This is a genomic window from Candidatus Symbiopectobacterium sp. NZEC151 (assembly GCF_025962655.1).
Classification (GTDB): Bacteria; Pseudomonadota; Gammaproteobacteria; order Enterobacterales; family Enterobacteriaceae; genus Symbiopectobacterium.
Genome location: NZ_JAGFPE010000003.1, coordinates 506,707 through 523,821, shown reverse-complemented (window position 1 = coordinate 523,821; position 17,115 = coordinate 506,707). Strand labels below are relative to the sequence as shown.

20 protein-coding genes are annotated in these 17,115 nt (G+C 55.5%); 13 read left to right on the top strand and 7 right to left on the bottom strand.

Annotated features, from left to right (window positions below):
* Positions 1 to 51: 51 nt before the first annotated feature.
* From kdsC to J5067_RS13110, 3 genes are all read right to left on the bottom strand, one after another.
* Positions 52 to 618, bottom strand: a complete 567-nt coding sequence (kdsC, locus tag J5067_RS13120) for a 3-deoxy-manno-octulosonate-8-phosphatase KdsC (RefSeq protein ID WP_264643842.1) — start codon at positions 616 to 618, stop codon at positions 52 to 54.
* 62 nt (positions 619 to 680) lie between these two features.
* Entirely contained in the window at positions 681 to 1,667 is a 987-nt protein-coding gene (kdsD, locus tag J5067_RS13115; protein ID WP_222159213.1) for an arabinose-5-phosphate isomerase KdsD, read from the bottom strand.
* Positions 1,668 to 1,718: 51 nt separating this feature from the next.
* Positions 1,719 to 2,690 carry a calcium/sodium antiporter gene (locus tag J5067_RS13110; protein ID WP_264643843.1) on the bottom strand — a complete coding sequence of 324 codons (972 nt, stop codon included), beginning with the start codon at positions 2,688 to 2,690 and terminating at the stop codon, positions 1,719 to 1,721.
* A 303-nt stretch (positions 2,691 to 2,993) separates the two neighbouring features.
* Between J5067_RS13110 and mlaF the strand changes: the two genes are divergently transcribed.
* The 7 genes from mlaF to murA all read left to right on the top strand — a co-directional run bounded on the left by mlaF (position 2,994) and on the right by murA (position 7,815).
* Positions 2,994 to 3,806 (top strand): phospholipid ABC transporter ATP-binding protein MlaF, encoded by an 813-nt coding sequence (mlaF, locus tag J5067_RS13105; protein WP_264643844.1) that lies wholly within the window; start codon positions 2,994 to 2,996, stop codon positions 3,804 to 3,806.
* A 7-nt stretch (positions 3,807 to 3,813) separates the two neighbouring features.
* A complete protein-coding gene (mlaE, locus tag J5067_RS13100) occupies positions 3,814 to 4,596 on the top strand; it encodes a lipid asymmetry maintenance ABC transporter permease subunit MlaE (protein WP_264643845.1) in 783 nt (260 codons plus the stop codon).
* A 4-nt stretch (positions 4,597 to 4,600) separates the two neighbouring features.
* Complete coding sequence (gene mlaD, locus J5067_RS13095; protein ID WP_264651289.1) at positions 4,601 to 5,167, top strand: outer membrane lipid asymmetry maintenance protein MlaD; 567 nt, start codon at positions 4,601 to 4,603, stop codon at positions 5,165 to 5,167.
* 16 nt (positions 5,168 to 5,183) lie between these two features.
* The gene (gene mlaC, locus J5067_RS13090) at positions 5,184 to 5,816 is read left to right on the top strand and encodes a phospholipid-binding protein MlaC (protein WP_264643847.1); all 633 of its coding nucleotides are present in this window, start codon (positions 5,184 to 5,186) and stop codon (positions 5,814 to 5,816) included.
* Entirely contained in the window at positions 5,809 to 6,102 is a 294-nt protein-coding gene (mlaB, locus tag J5067_RS13085; RefSeq protein ID WP_264643848.1) for a lipid asymmetry maintenance protein MlaB, read from the top strand. Before mlaC ends, mlaB begins: the two co-directional genes overlap by 8 nt.
* A 141-nt stretch (positions 6,103 to 6,243) precedes the next feature.
* Positions 6,244 to 6,498, top strand: a complete 255-nt coding sequence (gene ibaG, locus J5067_RS13080) for a BolA family iron metabolism protein IbaG (RefSeq protein ID WP_264643849.1) — start codon at positions 6,244 to 6,246, stop codon at positions 6,496 to 6,498.
* Positions 6,499 to 6,549: 51 nt separating this feature from the next.
* The gene (murA, locus tag J5067_RS13075) at positions 6,550 to 7,815 is read left to right on the top strand and encodes a UDP-N-acetylglucosamine 1-carboxyvinyltransferase (RefSeq protein WP_264643850.1); all 1,266 of its coding nucleotides are present in this window, start codon (positions 6,550 to 6,552) and stop codon (positions 7,813 to 7,815) included.
* 46 nt (positions 7,816 to 7,861) lie between these two features.
* On the opposite strand, the gene degS is transcribed toward murA, so the two are convergent.
* From degS to zapG, 3 genes are all read right to left on the bottom strand, one after another.
* A complete protein-coding gene (gene degS, locus J5067_RS13070) occupies positions 7,862 to 8,956 on the bottom strand; it encodes an outer membrane-stress sensor serine endopeptidase DegS (protein WP_264643851.1) in 1,095 nt (364 codons plus the stop codon).
* Between the two features lie 102 nt (positions 8,957 to 9,058).
* A complete protein-coding gene (degQ, locus tag J5067_RS13065; protein WP_264651288.1) occupies positions 9,059 to 10,429 on the bottom strand; it encodes a serine endoprotease DegQ in 1,371 nt (456 codons plus the stop codon).
* A gap of 229 nt (positions 10,430 to 10,658) precedes the next feature.
* Positions 10,659 to 11,063 (bottom strand): Z-ring associated protein ZapG, encoded by a 405-nt coding sequence (gene zapG / locus J5067_RS13060; protein ID WP_264643853.1) that lies wholly within the window; start codon positions 11,061 to 11,063, stop codon positions 10,659 to 10,661.
* A gap of 235 nt (positions 11,064 to 11,298) precedes the next feature.
* Between zapG and zapE the strand changes: the two genes are divergently transcribed.
* The 6 genes from zapE to J5067_RS13030 all read left to right on the top strand — a co-directional run bounded on the left by zapE (position 11,299) and on the right by J5067_RS13030 (position 15,544).
* Positions 11,299 to 12,450 carry a cell division protein ZapE gene (gene zapE / locus J5067_RS13055; RefSeq protein ID WP_264651287.1) on the top strand — a complete coding sequence of 384 codons (1,152 nt, stop codon included), beginning with the start codon at positions 11,299 to 11,301 and terminating at the stop codon, positions 12,448 to 12,450.
* Positions 12,451 to 12,695: 245 nt separating this feature from the next.
* Positions 12,696 to 13,124, top strand: a complete 429-nt coding sequence (gene rplM / locus J5067_RS13050) for a 50S ribosomal protein L13 (RefSeq protein WP_264643855.1) — start codon at positions 12,696 to 12,698, stop codon at positions 13,122 to 13,124.
* 15 nt (positions 13,125 to 13,139) lie between these two features.
* Positions 13,140 to 13,532, top strand: coding sequence for a 30S ribosomal protein S9 (rpsI, locus tag J5067_RS13045; protein WP_195314295.1), 393 nt, complete (start codon positions 13,140 to 13,142; stop codon positions 13,530 to 13,532).
* Between the two features lie 355 nt (positions 13,533 to 13,887).
* Entirely contained in the window at positions 13,888 to 14,529 is a 642-nt protein-coding gene (gene sspA / locus J5067_RS13040; protein ID WP_222159226.1) for a stringent starvation protein SspA, read from the top strand.
* Between the two features lie 6 nt (positions 14,530 to 14,535).
* Complete coding sequence (sspB, locus tag J5067_RS13035) at positions 14,536 to 15,033, top strand: ClpXP protease specificity-enhancing factor (protein ID WP_264651286.1); 498 nt, start codon at positions 14,536 to 14,538, stop codon at positions 15,031 to 15,033.
* 94 nt (positions 15,034 to 15,127) lie between these two features.
* Positions 15,128 to 15,544, top strand: a complete 417-nt coding sequence (locus tag J5067_RS13030) for a GFA family protein (RefSeq protein WP_319802391.1) — start codon at positions 15,128 to 15,130, stop codon at positions 15,542 to 15,544.
* Positions 15,545 to 15,695: 151 nt separating this feature from the next.
* On the opposite strand, the gene J5067_RS13025 is transcribed toward J5067_RS13030, so the two are convergent.
* On the bottom strand, positions 15,696 to 17,114 hold the full coding sequence (locus J5067_RS13025; RefSeq protein ID WP_264651285.1) for a glutamate synthase small subunit: 1,419 nt from the start codon (positions 17,112 to 17,114) through the stop codon (positions 15,696 to 15,698).
* Between the last annotated feature and the right edge of the window lies 1 nt (position 17,115).

Genomic DNA, 17,115 nt, shown 5'->3' with positions numbered 1-17,115 from the left:
TCATGGTCATCGCAAACGTGCGGCGATAGCCCATTTGCAGTGACGATACCGTCATATCGATAGCCCTTTGGCTTCGTCCAGCTTACCCTGCGCCAGCAGGATAAGGTCACACAGCTCGCGTACCGCACCGCGTCCGCCAGCAATTTGCGTCACGTAGTCCGCCCTGGGCAGCAGCAGAGGATGGGCATCTGCCACGGCCACGCTAAGGCCTACCTGTGTCATCACCGGCCAGTCAATCAAATCGTCACCAATATAGGCAACCTGATCGGCGCTAAGCGACAGTGTATCTAACAGTTCACGGAAGGCCAAAACCTTATCTGACTGTCCCTGATAAAGGTGGGTGATACCCAGCGTGCGGCAGCGGTCTTCTACCAGCGACGCAGAACGCCCGGTAATGATCGCGACCTCAATGCCGGACGTTAGCAGACAGCGAATACCATAGCCGTCGCGCACGTTGAATGCCTTCAATTCTTCCCCTTGATTGCCCATGTAGATCAGGCCGTCGGAAAGCACGCCATCAACGTCGCAAATCAGCAATTTGATGGCTTGCGCCTTTTCCAACACCCGATCCGCGACGGGGCCGTAGCAGGTGGCGGTTTGCGCCAGGGGGTTATTCATAAACACATATCCTTGCTGTCACCCTTCTGTAGGGATCGCCAAAAAGACGATCCCGTATACTGTCACACCACGCCAGCGCGCAGCATATCATGCATATGGACGATACCGACCAGTCGATCGGATTGTGCCACCAGCAACGACGTAATATGGCGCGACTGCATCAGATTCAGGGCATCCACCGCCAACGTATTGGGGGTAACCCGAATGCCGCCTGCCGTCATCAGATCGGCGATACGCGCATCGTTCAGGTTGATCTGCATATCAAAGATGCGACGCAGGTCACCGTCGGTAAAGATGCCCTCGATCGTCATGTCCGGCGTGCAAATCACGGTCATACCGAAACTTTTGCGGGTGATTTCCACCAGCGCATCACGCAACGAGGCGTCTCGGGTAACGTGAGGAATCTCGTCTCCGGTATGCATAATATCCGCAACGCGCAGCAAAAGTTTGCGACCCAGTGCGCCGCCGGGGTGAGAAAGGGCAAAATCTTCGGCGGTGAAACCCCGCGCCTGTAGCAAGGCGACGGCCAGCGCATCGCCCATCACCAGCGTGGCCGTGGTGCTGGAGGTGGGTGCCAGCCCCAACGGACAGGCTTCCTGCGGCACGTGGACACAGAGGTGAATATCGGCCGCTTTACCCATGGTGCTTTCCGGGTTGCTGGTGATGCAAATCAGAAACACGCCCAGACGCTTGAGCACCGGGATCAGCGCCAGAATTTCATTGGACTCACCCGAATTGGATATCGCGATCACGATATCCTGCGCAGTGATCATCCCGAGGTCACCGTGGCTGGCCTCGCCGGGATGGACAAAAAACGAGGGGGTGCCGGTGCTGGCGAAGGTTGCCGCCATCTTGCAGCCGATGTGCCCGGATTTCCCCATTCCCATTACCACCACTTTGCCCTGGCAATGGAACATGGTGCGACACGCACGGGTGAAGTTGTCATCGATATACTGGTCCAGATGGGCCAACCCGTCGCGTTCGATGGCGAGCACGTGTCGGCCCGCCTGTTGGAAATCGAAATCGGGCTGTTGTTCAACGTTGGACATAACGGTTAATCCTGACTATTTGAGTTTTCCAAGAAAACGAGTCGTGCGCCGCTAGTACAGCAAAAACAGCGTCGCAAGGTAAGCAATAAACATACACAGTAACAGCGCGCCAGCACCTTGTCCGATAGAGCGCTTTTTCCGCAGACAGAGCAGCGTCAGCAGCAGGCTGGCGCCCAGCATCACGCCGTAATCGCGTTGAAACGCCAGCGGGTTCACCGCACCGGGTGACAGCAGCGCCGGGACGCCAAGCACGATAACCAGATTGAAGACGTTTGACCCGATCAGGTTACCCAGCGCGATATCATCCTCTTTTTTCAGCGTGCCGACGATGGCGGTAGCCAGTTCCGGCAGGCTGGTGCCAATCGCCAGCACCGTCAGCCCAATGGTCAGCTCGTCAAAGGCAAAATGACGAGCAATCACCGTGGCATTGTCAATCACGATACGCGCCGCCATCGGCAGAATAATCAATCCCAGCAGCAGCCAGAGTACGGCAACCGTCTGGTTACCGTCGGCCTGTGCCTGCGGCAGCTCCGCCAATTGTTCGCGTGTCAGGCTGTCACTGCCGTTTTGTTGCGCCTGACGCGCCATGCGCAGCATCAGCACAATCCAGGCACCCGCCGCGGCGAGCAGCATGACACCATCAAGCCGACTCAGGTAGCCATTGTAAAGCACGCCGCCGCTGAACAGCGTGATCAACAGCATGGGGAACAGTTCACGCCGCAGCAGGTCGGAACGAAAGGTCAAGGGGCGAATCAGGGCGGCAGTGCCGAGGATAAGCATGATATTGGCGATATTCGATCCCAATACGTTACCGACCGCCATGTCCATTTGCTGGTTCAGACCCGCCGTGACCGACACCGCCAACTCTGGCAGTGAGGTGCCGATGCCAACAATCATCACGCCGATAATCAAAGGAGAAACGCCCCACACACGGGCAAGAACGGCGGCGCCATAAACCAAACGGTCGGCACCATAAACCAAAAGAAACAGGCCAATAACCAGCAGAACTATCGCAAAAAGCATGCAGCGTCCTTTATTCGGGTATAATCACCGGTTCATGAGGCAATGAACCGGTGCGCGGACGAATGTCGAGCAAAAATTGCGTTGCATCGTAGAGGGGTAATTTTGACTGTCTGGGCAGAAAAAGTAAAACCTATGGCAGCCCTAACCCGCCCTTTTCGGTAAGAATTGTCGGTAATATTTTGTAAAACTCGGGCTTTGCCTGAAACCTGCCGTTAAGCTTGATAGGAAATGCAACGGTTGTTGCACGTAATGAACGTATAACAGCGACGATCGTCAAGGGGAGTGAGTGAAGGAAAAGATCGCATGAGCCAAGAAGCTACTCATCTGGTTGAAATTCGTGGGCTCAATTTTTCACGCGGCGAGCGGCCCATTTTCACCGATGTTTCATTAACCGTACCCAAAGGGAAAGTCACCGCTATCATGGGGCCTTCCGGTATCGGTAAAACCACGCTGCTGCGCCTGATTGGCGGTCAGCTTCAACCGGACAGCGGCGAGATCTGGTTTGACGGAGAGAATATTCCAACGCTCTCCCGTTCCCGATTGTATGACGTGCGTAAAAAAATGAGCATGTTGTTCCAGTCTGGCGCGCTGTTCACCGATCTTACCGTGTTTGAGAACGTGGCCTGGCCGCTGCGGGAACATACCCGACTGCCTGAAGTCCTGTTACGCAGCACGGTGCTGATGAAACTGGAAGCGGTAGGGCTACGCGGTGCGGCCAACCTGATGCCTTCAGAGCTCTCCGGGGGGATGGCCCGCCGTGCCGCGCTGGCCCGCGCCATCGCGCTCGATCCGCAAATGATCATGTTCGACGAACCTTTTGTCGGCCAGGACCCGATCACCATGGGCGTGTTGGTTAAGCTTATCGACGAACTGAACCATGCGCTGGGCATCACCTGCGTTGTGGTCTCCCATGACGTGCCGGAAGTGCTGAGCATCGCGGATTATGCCTATATCGTTGCTGACCAGCACATCGTTGCGCACGGCTCGGTGGAGGCGCTGCGCGCGAATTCCGATCCTCGGGTGCGGCAATTTATTGATGGCATTGCCGATGGCCCCGTGCCGTTTCGCTTTCCTGCTGGTGACTACAAAACCAGCCTGTTAGGCTCCGGGAGTTAATCAATTCATGCTACGAGAAGCATTGGCGTCGTTCGGACGCCAGGGAATCCGGTCCTGTGCTGCCTTTGGCCGTGCCGGGTTCATGTTGTTTAATGCGCTGGTGGGCCGTCCCGAACTGCGCAAGCAAGGCCCGCTGTTGCTCAAGCAACTGCACAGCGTTGGGGTTCAGTCGTTATTGATCATCCTGGTGTCCGGTCTGTTTATCGGTATGGTGTTGGGGCTGCAAGGGTATCTTGTGCTGACCACCTACAGCGCCGAGGCCAGTCTGGGCATGATGGTGGCGCTGTCTCTGCTGCGCGAACTGGGGCCGGTGGTCACCGCGCTGTTGTTTGCTGGCCGCGCCGGATCGGCCCTGACGGCAGAAATTGGCCTGATGAAAGCCACCGAGCAGCTCTCCAGTATGGAGATGATGGCCGTGGACCCGCTACGGCGCGTGGTAGCCCCGCGTTTTTGGGCTGGACTTATCAGCATGCCGCTGCTGACGATTATCTTCGTGGCGGTCGGCATCTGGGGCGGCTCGTTGGTTGGCGTGAGCTGGAAGGGCATCGATGATGGCTTCTTCTGGTCAGCGATGCAGGGCGCGGTCGAGTGGCGCAAGGATCTGCTGAACTGCGTGATTAAAAGTGTGGTATTTGCGATTACCGTGACCTGGATTGCGTTGTTCAATGGCTATGATGCGATCCCGACCTCTGAGGGGATCAGCCGGGCGACGACGCGCACGGTGGTGCATTCGTCATTGGCGGTATTGGGATTGGATTTTGTGCTGACAGCACTGATGTTTGGGAACTGAGTCGATGCAAACAAAGCGAAGTGAAATCTGGGTTGGCGTATTCCTGTTGATCGCCCTGGGCGCCATTATTTTTCTCTGTTTGAAAGTCGCCGATGTGAAGTCTATCGGCAGCGAACAGACCTACCGGCTGTACGCCACCTTTGACAATATCGGTGGCCTGAAAGCGCGTTCCCCGATAAAAGTCGGCGGTGTGGTGATTGGTCGCGTCGCCGATATTTCGTTGGATACCAAAACGTATTTGCCGCGCGTTGCCATGGATATTCAACGCCGGTACGACCATATTCCCGACACCAGTTCACTGGCGATCCGTACCTCCGGGCTGCTGGGAGAACAGTATCTGGCGCTGAATATCGGTTTCGAAGATGAAGAAATGGGTACCAAGATCCTGGCCGATGGCGGCGTGATTCAGGACACCAAATCCGCCATGGTGCTCGAGGACTTAATCGGACAATTCCTCTATAAGAGCGGGGGCGATAGCACCGACAATACGGAAAAAACGGAATCTGTACCGCAAAACGCTCCGGCATTGACGCCAGCGCCGTCAGCCCCTGCGCCGGCCGTAGCACAATAATCAAGAGGATATCTGCATGTTAAAACGTTTACTGATGGTGGCACTGCTGGTCGTGGCACCTCTTGCCAGCGCGGCGGATCAAACCAACCCTTATCGTTTGATGAACGATGCGGCGGAAAAGACCTTTACGCGTCTGAAAACGGAACAACCGCGCATCAAGCAGGATCCGAACTACTTGCGTCAAATCGTGAAAGAAGAGCTGCTGCCGTATGTGCAGATTCGCTATGCGGGTGCGCTGGTGCTGGGCCGCTACTATAAAGACGCGACGCCAGCGCAGCGTGATGCCTATTTCAAAGCGTTCGAAGCCTATTTAGCGCAGGCCTACGGTCAGGCGCTGGCGCTGTATCACGGGCAGAACTACCAGATTGCGCCGGAACAACCGCTGGGCAGCGCTGATATTATTCCTATCCGTGTGACCATTCTTGACAACGGCGGCCGTCCCCCGGTGCGTCTGGATTTTCAATGGCGTAAAAACAGCCAGACCGGTAACTGGCAGGCTTACGATATGATTGCCGAAGGGGTGAGCATGATCACTACCAAGCAAAACGAATGGGCAGCCATTTTGCGTCAACAGGGTGTTGATGGGTTAACCAAGCAGTTGGAAGCCTCTGCGCGTCAGCCGATTACGCTGGAGCAGAAGAATGGCTGAAGCGCTGCGCTGGACATCGCAAGACACAACGCTGGCGCTGTCCGGCGATTTGGATCGCGATTCCCTGCTGCCGTTTTGGCAGCAGCGCGAGACCTTGTTGGCGGGCAAGCACACGCTGGATATCTCTGCGCTGGACCGAGTGGATTCCGCCGGGCTGGCGCTGTTGGTACACCTCTATCAACAGCAAAACAGTTCAGCGTCATCCTTGGTGATTTCTGGCGCCGGTGAGCGGGTAAAAACGCTGATTGCGCTGTACAACCTCAACGACGTTATTCCCGTCGTTTGATTTTTTTCTTTACCTTTCCCGCGTATAGATAAAAACAGCCCTCTTGGCTTACGCCAAGAGGGATTTCTTTGTTTAAGAAAGCGGCGTATTCATCTAAGATACACGGCTGATAATCCTCCCCAGAACACAGAATTGAGAGCGATGGAAAATAACGAGATCGAAGAGGTGCTGATGAAGGCACTCGCACTGCAAGAAGTCCACGTAACGGGCGATGGCAGCCACTTTCAGGTCGTCGCCGTGGGGGATATTTTTGTTGGTATGCGTCGTGTCAAACAGCAGCAGACCGTATACGCGCCCTTGATGGAGTACATTGCGGACAACCGCATTCATGCGCTTTCTATCAAGGCCTATACACCGGAAGAATGGCAGCGCGATCGTAAGCTGAACGGCTTTTAAGCGAGAGCAGTGCGCCCTGGAATACTTTTAGCAAGCTGAGAACCTTTAACTATGGACAAATTTCGTGTGCAGGGTCCCACCCGGCTCACTGGTGAAGTCACTATCTCCGGGGCGAAAAATGCCGCCCTGCCTATCCTGTTCGCGGCCCTGCTGGCGGAAGCGCCGGTAGAAATCCAGAATGTTCCCAAGCTGCGTGATATCGATACCACGATGAAGCTGCTCGGCCAGTTGGGTGCTCACGTGACGCGCAACGGCTCGGTGCATGTGGATGCCCGCGACGTTAACGTATTTTGCGCCCCTTACGATCTGGTGAAAACCATGCGCGCCTCCATCTGGGCCTTGGGGCCGCTGGTGGCGCGTTTCGGTCAGGGTCAGGTCTCACTGCCCGGCGGCTGCGCGATTGGCGCTCGTCCGGTCGATCTGCACATTACCGGGCTGGAGCAGTTGGGTGCCAAGATCGTGCTGGAGGAGGGCTATGTCAAAGCCACGGTTGACGGGCGCTTGCAGGGCGCGCACATCGTGATGGACAAAGTCAGCGTCGGTGCGACCGTCACCATCATGACGGCGGCAACGCTGGCTGAAGGCACCACGATTATTGAAAACGCCGCGCGTGAGCCGGAAATCGTTGATACCGCAGGCTTCCTGAATGCGATGGGCGCAAAAATCACCGGTGCAGGCAGCGACAAGATCGTTATCGAAGGCGTTGAGCGTCTGGGTGGCGGCGTTTACCGCGTGCTGCCAGACCGTATCGAAACCGGTACGTTCCTGGTGGCGGCTGCGGTCTCTCGTGGCAGCATTGTGTGCCGCAACACGCGCCCGGATACGCTGGATGCCGTGCTGGCGAAATTGCGTGATGCAGGCGCGGATATCGAAGTGGGTGAAGACTGGATCAGCCTGGATATGCATGGCAAACGCCCGAAAGCGGTTACCGTGCGCACCTCTCCGCATCCCGGCTTCCCGACCGATATGCAAGCGCAGTTCAGTCTGCTGAATCTGGTGGCTGAAGGCACCGGTGTTATCACCGAAACCATCTTCGAAAACCGCTTTATGCACGTGCCTGAACTGATTCGTATGGGCGCGCAGGCAGAGATTGAGAGCAACACTGTGATCTGCCACGGCGTTGATACGCTTTCTGGCGCACAGGTGATGGCGACCGATCTGCGTGCCTCAGCCAGTCTGGTGCTGGCGGGCTGTATTGCGGAAGGCACAACCCTCGTCGATCGTATCTATCACATCGATCGTGGCTACGAACGCATTGAAGACAAACTGCGTGGACTGGGCGCGAACATCGAACGTGTGAGCGGCAACGACGCGTAATCCTGTTTCAGTATGAGCAGCCGTGGTGCTGCTCATACTGGCAAGATTAACTCTCCGGGAACTCCTGAATCGTTACCGACAGCGTCATCTCCTGATCGCCGCGGCGAATGGCTACCGGAACGGCAGTGCCGGGACGAACTTCAGCCACCTGATCCATGGTTTCAATCACTGAGACGGCGGGCTTGCCGTTCATGGTCAGCAGCACGTCACCTTTTTTCATGCCGCCTTTATCCGCCGGGCCACCGGGTTCGACGTTCATCACGATCACACCTTGCAGGCGTTTATTGCCGTCCAGCGTGCTATTGGGTGATAACCCTTCCGCTTGTGCGCCGTTAATGCCGATATAGCCGCGAACTACACGACCATCGCGAATCAGTTTTCCCATCACCTTGGTAGCCAGCGCTACCGGGATGGCGAAGCCAATCCCTTCCGGCGTTTCTCCGTCGCTGCCTTTATCAAAGGTCAGGGTGTTGATGCCGACCAGTTCACCCAGCGTGTTGACCAATGCACCGCCAGAGTTACCGTGGTTGATGGAGGCATCGGTTTGCAGGAAGTTCTGTCGCCCGCCAAAGCCGGAACCTGAACCGTCCATCAGGCTCAGCCCCACGCGGCCGGTGGCGCTGATAATGCCCTGGGTGACGGTTTGCCCGAGGTTGTAAGGGTTACCGATAGCCAGCACCACATCGCCGATATGCGCCGTGCGTTTTTCGTTGATGGTGATAACCGGTAGGTTAACGGCTTCCATTTTCACCACCGCCAGATCGGTCAGTTTGTCTGTGCCAATCACGCTGGCCTCATAGACGCGGCCGTCCTGTAACGAGATAACCAACTGCGCAATATTGTTGATCACGTGATTATTGGTGAGCACGTAGCCTTTTTCACTCATGATCACGCCAGATCCGAGCAGGCGAATATTCAGTTCCCCGTTGTTCTCGCTGGCCGATTCTCGGCTATAAACATTAACCACCGCCGGTGCTGCGCGGCGAACCGCCTGATTGTAGCTCAGCGGCACATCCTCGCTCTGGATACTGTGTGAGCGGGAAAACAGTGCGGTATTTGACCGTAGCAACGGCATGATCGCGAGCAGAATTCCCGCCACGATCGCGCCAATAATGGCGGAGCGAAAGAGTTTTGCGAGCATAAAACGTACAGGGAAGTGGACAGGTAAGCGGAGGATAACATGAGTTTACCGGACACGGCATGTACCGTGTCCGATTTTATAGTATTGATACAATATATTGTATTAGCGTAACAGCAGGTAAATCGTTTCTTCGCCACGCACCACGTTCAGCGCCAACACGCTGGGTTTGCTTTCCAGAATTTTGCGCAACTGGGTGATGTTTTCTACCCGCTCACGGTTAACGCCGATAATGATATCGCCCTTCTGCAAGCCCACTTGTGCTGCGGGTGTGTCTTTGGTGACGTCTTCAATCTGCACCCCTTTGCTGCCATCCTTCGCCTGACCATTGGCAAGCGATGCGCCCTGCAAGGCCGGAGAAAGGCTCTCAGCGCTGGTGGCGGCAGAGGTGTTGTTATCGAGAACCACGGAGAGTTCCAGCGGTTTACCTTCGCGCAGCAGGCCAATCTTCACCGTTTTACCGGGCGCGGTGGTGCCGATTTTGGCGCGCAGCTCAGCAAAGCTGCTGATCGGCTTGCCGTCCAGTGATGTCAGCACATCACCGGCTTTGATACCGGCTTTGGCGGCCGCTGATTTTGGCAATACTTCACTGACGAAGGCACCACGTTGCGCCTCCACCTTGAAGGCTTTCGCCATGTCGGCGGTCATTTCACTGCCTTTGATGCCCAACAGACCGCGTTTCACTTCACCGAACTCGATAAGCTGCTGTGCCAGGTTTTGCGCCATGTTGCTGGGAATGGCAAACCCGATACCGATGTTGCCGCCGCCCGGTGCCAGGATCGCGGTGTTAATCCCGATCAGCTCACCGTTGAGGTTAACCAGTGCACCGCCGGAGTTACCGCGGTTAATGGAGGCATCGGTCTGGATAAAGTTTTCTAACCCTTCCAGATTCAGGCCGCTGCGACCCAGTGCGGAGATAATGCCAGATGTGGCCGTTTGGCCGAGGCCGAACGGGTTACCCACGGCAACGGCGAAATCCCCGACGCGCAACTGGTCAGAATCCGCCATTTTAACTTCTTGCAGATTCTTGGCATCGTTCAGTTGCAGCAGCGCGATGTCGCTTTGCTCATCGCGACCCAGCAGTTTGGCTTCATATTCCCGACCGTCATTCAACTGCACGCGAATTTTATCGGCGTTGTTGATGACATGGTTATTGGTCAGGACATACCCTTTGGCCGCATCAATAATCACGCCGGAACCGAGGCCTTCAAACGGGCGACTGTTCTGCTTGCCTGACGGCGCATTCGGGCCAAAGAAGAATTTAAACTCTTCCGGTACGCGTTGGCGCTGGGTTTGCGTGCCTTCGACATGCACGCTGACCACCGCAGGCAGCACTTTTTCCAACATTGGTGCCAGACTGGGTAACTGTTGACCTTCCACCACGGCGGGCAGGGCGGCAAATGCTGCTGGAAGCGATGACAATGCCAGGCTCATGCTTACTGCCAGTGCGCTGAATAATAATGATTTTTTCTTCATTTGACGTTATCTCTCACAACCTGCGAACCATCGACAGAATGTCGATTATGAATAAAATGATGATATATAAACTTAAACGGCTGGTGAAGAGTCGACCAGCGAATAACGTGTAAAGTTCACTGTTCTTTCGTCAAGGGAATGTAACTATCGTCAAACTGGCAGGGAAGGGACGTCGGGGATGTAGGCTGCGTGAAGGATGTTGTCCTTCACGCAGTAGGGCGCAGGGTGATTATTTGCGCAGAGGGCGCTCACCGCGCAGCAGTCCGGACGCGCCGTCTGAATAATCGCGTGGCGGCATGCCCACTGGGGCCTGATCGTTGTCTGCTTCCGCCTCGGTTAAGCGATAGCGAAACGGATTATCCTGCATCGGCAAATCTGGCAGCAGGTTGCTAGAGCTTTTTGCCATATGCTGGTACAACTGACGGTAATCTTTTGCCATGTTGTCCAACAACTCGGCGCTGTGGGCAAAATGGCCCACCAACTCCTGACGATAGGTCTCCAGTTCGGTTTTGCTCTTTTCCAACTCGCTTTGCAGCGCTTGCTGCTGCCGCAGAGTACGGTTGCCAAAGCGCATGGCGACAGCACCGATGATGATGCCGACAACTAATCCTATTAGCGCATACTCCCAAGTCATAAAGACACCTCTTTCGACGTCGTTGTCCCGTAGGGTTTTTTCACTTCATAATAGCCACTATAACCGCTAACGCCGCCCGAGTGGAGTCCCGAAACGCGACGCTGTAAGGTAATTGGGATCTCTTTCAGGTGATATCATGGAAAAATGCGACGATCGCGGAGCGAATCGCCGGTAACGGGCGATAAAACACGACTAACTTTTTTTCGGAAAATGACGGATGAAGGGAGAACGCGAGATGATACAACCGACAACGCTGCCGCTTGCTGGGCCATTGGCACATTATCAGCAGGCAGTGGCGGCGGGCGAGTATCAGCCTGATGAGGTACAACGGCAAACGGTAACCGCGCTGCATGGCATTTATCAGGCCTTGCAAGCGCGCGAAGCGTCGCAGGCGACTCCCGTATCCGATGGCCGCTTTGTCCGCTGGCGGCACTGGCTGGGACTGGCAGATAAAACGCCTGCGGCTCCGGTGCAGGGGCTTTATATGTGGGGCGGGGTCGGGCGCGGCAAAACCTGGCTGATGGATCTGTTTTTCCAGAGTCTGCCGACAGAACGCAAGCTGCGGCTGCATTTCCATCGCTTTATGCTGCGCGTGCACGAAGAGCTGAACCAGCTACAGGGGCAACCGAACCCGCTGGAGCTGGTGGCGGATGGGTTTAAAGCGCAGACCGATGTGCTCTGCTTTGATGAGTTTTTCGTTACGGATATCACCGATGCCATGCTGCTGGCGGAACTGTTGCGTGCGTTGTTCGCCCGCGGCGTTACCTTGGTGGCCACCTCCAATATTCCTCCGGATAACCTCTATCGTAACGGCTTACAACGCAGTCGTTTTTTGCCGGCTATCGATCTGATCAAGCAGTACTGCGAGGTGCGCAATGTCGATGCGGGCATCGATTATCGCCTGCGCACGCTGACGCAGGCGCATCTCTATCTGACGCCGCTGTCGCCCGACACCGAGGCTGAAATGCGACAAATGTTCTCGCGCTTGTCTGGCCGGGCATTCTCTGCGCCGGGACCGGTGCTGGAGATCAACCACCGGCCTATGCCGACGCTCAGTGCGGGCGATGGCGTGCTGGCCGTCGATTTTGCTACGCTATGTCTCGATGCACGCAGCCAGAATGACTATATTGCGCTGTCGCGCCTCTACCACACGGTCCTGCTGCACAACGTGACGGTGATGGGGACCAAAGAGGAGAATGCGGCGCGCCGTTTTCTGGCGTTGGTGGATGAGTTTTATGAGCGGCGGGTCAAGCTGGTGATCGCGGCGCAAACCTCGATGTTCGCGCTGTATCAAGGCGAGCACCTGAAATTCGAATATCAGCGCTGCCTGTCGCGGCTGCAAGAGATGCAAAGTGAAGAATATTTGAGCCAACCGCACCTTGCCTGAGTGGGCAACGGGTAATTTATTGCGCTTTGGTGGAAAAGAGGTCGATCTTTGCTATCGACTTCTCTATAATCCTGCGACCCCACGTTACAACGTTTTTTTCCCGAAACGTTAATCGCGCCGGCATGGCTATTCGAAGGGGTAGGTTTGCTGGACTAGATGCCGTGTGAACCTCGACACTTTATTTCTGAATTTATTGAAGCGTTTGGGTGTTCACCAACGTGTAACTTAAATTGGGTAAGCTTTTAATGAAAACTTTTACAGCTAAACCAGAAACCGTCAAACGCGACTGGTATGTTGTTGACGCGACCGGTAAAACTCTGGGCCGCCTGGCTACTGAACTGGCTCGCCGTCTGCGCGGTAAGCATAAAGCGGAATACACCCCGCACGTCGATACCGGTGATTACATCATCGTTCTGAACGCTGACAAAGTTGCTGTAACCGGCAACAAGCGTACTGACAAGATTTACTATCACCACACCGGCCACATCGGTGGTATCAAGCAAGCGACCTTTGAAGAGATGATTGCCCGCCGTCCTGAGCGTGTGATTGAAATCGCGGTTAAAGGCATGCTGCCGAAGGGCCCGCTGGGTCGTGCTATGTACCGTAAACTGAAAGTTTACGCAGGTAACGAGCACAACCACGCGGCACAGCAACCGCAAGTTCTGGACATTTAATCGGGATTATAGGCAATGGCTGAAAATCAATACTACGGCACTGGTCGCCGCAAAAGCTCCGCCGCTCGCGTGTTCATCAAACCGGGCAACGGCAATATCGTCATCAACCAGCGCAGCCTGGAACAGTACTTCGGTCGCGAAACTGCCCGCATGGTAGTTCGTCAACCGCTGGAACTGGTCGACATGGTTGGCAAACTGGATCTGTACATCACCGTTAAAGGTGGTGGTATTTCCGGTCAAGCGGGTGCCATTCGTCATGGTATCACCCGTGCGCTGATGGAGTACGACGAGTCTCTGCGTTCTGAACTGCGTAAAGCGGGCTTCGTTACCCGTGACGCACGTGAAGTTGAACGTAAGAAAGTCGGTCTGCGTAAAGCACGTCGCCGTCCTCAGTACTCCAAACGTTAATTTCTGGCGTTTATCGCTGCAAATCAACGCAAAAAACCCGGTGCTTGCACCGGGTTTTTTTTGCCTTGCATTCGCCTCATCAGGTTCATTCTGCTCACATTCCGCCTCTCCAGATAAAAAAATAATCCTGCTTTTCTGAGGGTTAGTAATGAAATTGCGCTTCTTTCACCACAGAACGCACAAAATCTGGTAAACTATTTGCCGATTTTGTGCCTGTATGCCAGTCGGCAATTTTCCCGAATGTTGATGCCGCCAGACGTTTTTCTTGTGGACAATCACGTACAGTGATTCCGGGCTATGCAGGATAGCGCCGTTTAGTTATTAGTCGTATTTCTCGATAAACTTGGAGGTTTTCATGGCTGTCGCTGCCAACAAACGTTCGGTGATGACGCTGTTTTCTGGTCAGTCCGACATTTTTAGCCATCAGGTTCGCATTGTCTTGGCGGAAAAGGGCGTGAGTGTCGAGATTGAGCTGGTGGATATGGATAACCTGCCACAGGATCTTATTGACCTCAATCCCTATGGCTCCGTGCCGACGCTGGTCGATCGTGAACTGACGCTGTATGAATCTCGTATCATCATGGAGTATCTGGATGAGCGTTTCCCTCATCCTCCGCTGATGCCGGTGTATCCGGTAGCGCGCGGAACCAGCCGCCTGATGATGCACCGCATTGAATCCGATTGGTATTCCCTCCTGAAAAAAATCATGCAGGGGAATGCACAAGAGGCAGATGCTGCGCGTAAACAGCTGCGCGAAGAGTTGCTGGCCGTTGCACCCGTGTTCAATGAAGCGCCTTATTTCATGAGCGAAGAGTTCAGCCTGGTCGACTGCTATCTGGCACCGCTGCTGTGGCGTTTGCCGCTGCTGGGCATTGAATTGACGGGCGCAGGGGCGAAAGAGCTGAAAGGTTATATGACGCGCGTCTTCGAACGTGATGCTTTCCTGGCATCCTTGACCGAAGCCGAGCGTGAAATCCGTTTGCACACCCGAGGTTAAATCTGTATGGCGTTGTCTCAACTGTCTCCGCGCCGTCCGTATCTGTTGCGGGCTTTTTATGATTGGCTGCTGGATAATCAATTAACGCCGCATCTGGTGGTTGATGTATCGCTGCCGGGCGTAATGGTGCCAATGGAATTCGCCCGCGATGGGCAGATAGTACTGAATATCGCACAGCGCGCGGTAGGTGGCCTGGAGTTGGCTGATGACAGCGTGCGTTTTAACGCTCGCTTTGGCGGCGTACCACGTCAGGTTTATGTGCCGATGGCCGCCGTGCTGGCCATTTACGCCCGTGAGAACGGCGCTGGCACCATGTTTGAGCCCGAGCCAGCCTATGAGCTGGATAACCTGACGGATGCGCAGGGTGAGGCATTGACGCCGGGTGTGGTGATGTCGGTTGTGGATAACGAGCATCAAGACAACGTGATAGAGACTAACCCGCCTGATGACGAGCCACCACCGGCTCCGCGCGGCGGGCGACCCTCGTTACGCGTGGTAAAATAACCACATTCACAGAAAAGGGGCAACCGTCGGTATGCCCCTTTTTTATGGCAACAGCGTTGAAAAAAACGATAACCGTTTGCGGCAGGAGGGCGTGATGAAAATGACCAAGGGCCAGTGCTTATGCGGTGCAGTCACCGTCGACGTGCCGGAAGCGTGCGTGCATGACGTTAGCGTGTGTCACTGCAATATGTGCCGCCAGTGGGGCGGCGGACCGCTGTTGGCGGTAGAGTGCAAACAGGACGTGGTGATGCACGGTGAAGAGAACGTCACGCATTATCGCTCGTCAGAATGGGCCGAGCGTACGTTCTGCCGCATCTGTGGCACCCATCTCTATTACCTGCTGTTGGAAACGCAAACCTATGAGCTGTCTGCGGGGATATTCCCGGACGATCGCAAACGGTTGGTGAGCCAGATTTATATCGAAAGCAAACCGGATTTTTATGATTTCGCCCAGCAAACCCCAATGCTGACAGAGCAGGACATCCTCGATCAGTTCAACAGCAGTAGCTGACTCATCCAGCCACTCATTTCCGTCCACCCCGTCATTCCCGCGAAGGCGGGAATCTCGTGCAGATGAAACGCGTTTCGTCTGACAAAGATCCCCGGCTTTCGCCGAGGATGACGAGGGGTAAAGTGACTTTCTCAGCAACGTCAGGCTACGATTACACTTCCAGATAGTTCATGATGCCATCCGCGGCCTTGCGGCCCTCGGCAATGGCGGTCACCACCAGATCGGAACCGCGTACTGCATCGCCACCGGCGAAGATTTTCGGGTTGCTGGTCTGGAACGCGCTCTCGCTCTGCTCGGGGGCCACGATGCGCCCCTGGCTGTCCAGATCCACGCCGTGTTTCGCCAACCAGTCCATCTTGTGCGGACGGAAACCAAACGCCATGATCACGGCGTCTGCTTCCAGCACATGCTCGGAGCCTTCGACGATTTCAGGACGACGGCGGCCATTGGCATCCGGCGCACCCAGTTCGGTACGCGCCATTCTGACGCCGCAGGCTTTACCGGCACCGTTGATTTCGATGCTGAGCGGTTGCAGGTTGAACAGGAATTCCACACCCTCTTCGCGCGCATTTTTCACTTCACGCTTGGAACCGGGCATGTTGACTTCGTCACGGCGGTAGGCACAGGTCACGTGCGTTGCACCGTGGCGCACCGAGGTACGCACGCAGTCCATCGCGGTATCGCCGCCACCCAGCACCACCACGCGCTTGCCGCTCATGTCGGTGTAGGGTTCATCCGGTGCGGTTTCAAAGCCCATCAGTTGCTTGGTGTTGGCAATCAGGAACGGCAGTGCGTCGTACACGCCCGGCGCATCCTCATTTTCCAACCCACCACGCATGGACTGGTAAGTACCGACACCCAGGAACACTGCGTCGTAATCGGCAAGCAGAGTCTCCAGCGCGATATCTTTGCCAATCTCGGTATTAAGCTGGAACTCAATGCCCATCTCACTGAAGATTTCCCGGCGTTTGATCATCACCTCTTTCTCCAGCTTGAAGGCTGGGATCCCGAAGGTCAGCAATCCGCCGATTTCAGGATGACGATCGAACACTACCGCCTGCACACCGCTGCGTGCCAGCACGTCAGCACACGCCAACCCCGCCGGGCCCGCGCCCACAATAGCGACACGCTTGCCGGTGGGTTTCACGTGAGACAGATTCGGCTTCCAGCCCATTTCGATCGCTTTGTCATTGATGTAGCGTTCGATATTGCCAATGGTGACCGCGCCGAACTCCGCATTGAGCGTACAGGAGCCTTCACACAGTCTGTCCTGCGGGCACACGCGTCCGCACACTTCCGGCAGGCTGTTGGTCTGGTGTGACAGCTCAGCCGCTTCGATAATGCGCCCTTCGTTCGCCAGTTTCAGCCAGTTGGGAATGTAGTTATGTACCGGGCACTTCCATTCGCAATAGGGGTTACCGCAGGCGAGGCAGCGGTCTGCCTGCGCCTTGGACTGGCTTTCGGAAAAGGGTTCGTAGATTTCCACGAACTTGATTTTGCGAATCTTTAACGGCTTCTTCGGCGGATCAACGCGCTGTAAGTCGATAAATTGATATACGTTCTGACTCATA